Source organism: Mesorhizobium sp. P5_C1 (assembly GCF_054049815.1).
In genome coordinates, this window is record NZ_JBFULQ010000976.1 from 1 (window position 1) to 1299 (window position 1299).

The following is a 1299-nucleotide window of genomic DNA, read 5'->3' on the forward strand; positions in this document are numbered from 1 at the left end:
CTATCAACAGACCGTGCAGGGGAGCCCTTTGCAGCAGGAAGTTAAGGTTGAACTGGCCGACAATCGCGTTCTTTGGCTGACGGCCGTGGATGCCAGCCGCACTTATTCGCAAGCGTGGGTCGGCGCATTGAGCGAGTTGAAGGGTGGCGCGGTACTGATGGTATCAGAGGGCGTCTATTGTATGCCACACAAGTGAGTGCGCCGAGAGGGAAGGCGAGCGAAGGACGATATGGTTTGACCTGGAACACCTGCCCAGCTGCTCGGAAGAGTTCAGGGTCTCCAGTCAAATTTAATCAAAAGGATGATGGCAGCCTTAAATAGCGCCTGCTAATCAATTAATAAATAGCGCCTGCTAATCAATTAATATGTCTAGTAGGCGATATTGCTGAAAGCTGGTTTTTGTCGTTGATAAGCGTCTAAATAAACCTGTTCGAGGCGATTAGTTGCTTTTTATTTGGAAAAAGATATTTGCCGTTACTTGTGAAAGTCGCATAATCTATCTTATGGAACTAAGCACTGAAGCCTCCATCTCGAGCACGTCAAATAGGCCCTTGATGTGCGCTGGAATGTGCATATATTGTGCGTATCGAGTGCAGGAGAATGGTCATGCCCATCGCTCGGAATACCCAGGCTACAATGGTGTCGGGCTTCGTGGAGAGCCTCCAGGAACCTCGCACGCCCTATATTTCTCCAAAGCGCTTTTCAAAGGCGCTTGGCGTCCAGGTGACGAACCTGGCTGACCTGACCGGAGTTCACCGCAATACACTTCGTAACCCTGCCTCGGAGCGCCTGCAAAGCCGGATGCGCGAAATGATCAAGGCGATCACGGCTGCCGCGCTGCTCACCGGGGACATCAGCAAAGCGATCTACTGGTATCGAAACGAGCCGATCACTGAGTATGACCACAAGACCGCAGCCGAACTGGTTGCGGAAGGGCATTTTAAAGCGGTGCTGAGCTATCTCCGCGACCTGGAGAACGGGGCGCGCGGATGAGGCTCGTCCGCCTCGGGCCGGACGAGGTCTTCCATCGATATCTGACGCCAAAATGGGCATATGTGCCGACGAGCGGCGGCGGGGCGGCGATCGACGGAGGCAGGTTCAACAGGCCAGGCGTCGAAGCGCTTTATCTCGCGCGAGCGCCGCAAACCGCACTTGAGGAGTATCGCCAGGGAGCCTCGATCACACCACCGGCGACACTGGCGGCCTACAAGGTCTCTTTGGATCAGGTTGTGGATCTGTCGGTAGGATATGATCCCAGCGACTGGGCTGTCGAATGGGCGGAATGGGACTGTCCCTGGC

At 54.8% G+C, this 1299-nt stretch carries 2 protein-coding genes and 1 pseudogene; all 3 read left to right on the forward strand.

The annotated features are described in order from the left end of the window. Positions 1 to 196 (forward strand): annotated as a pseudogene (locus ACXJ7R_RS33160) (hypothetical protein); the annotation flags it as partial. Between the two features lie 410 nt (positions 197 to 606). Next, positions 607 to 993 carry a hypothetical protein gene (locus ACXJ7R_RS33165; RefSeq protein WP_457155483.1) on the forward strand — a complete coding sequence of 129 codons (387 nt, stop codon included), beginning with the start codon at positions 607 to 609 and terminating at the stop codon, positions 991 to 993. Continuing rightward, on the forward strand, positions 990 to 1299 hold a 310-nt coding region (locus ACXJ7R_RS33170), incomplete at its 3' end, for an RES family NAD+ phosphorylase (protein WP_457155484.1). The genes ACXJ7R_RS33165 and ACXJ7R_RS33170, both read left to right, overlap by 4 nt.

What these genes read in the sequence shown, in the direction of transcription:
- ACXJ7R_RS33165 (WP_457155483.1), top strand. Translation starts at nt 607, where the DNA reads ATGCCCATCGCTCGGAATACCCAGGCTACAATGGTGTCGGGCTTCGTG.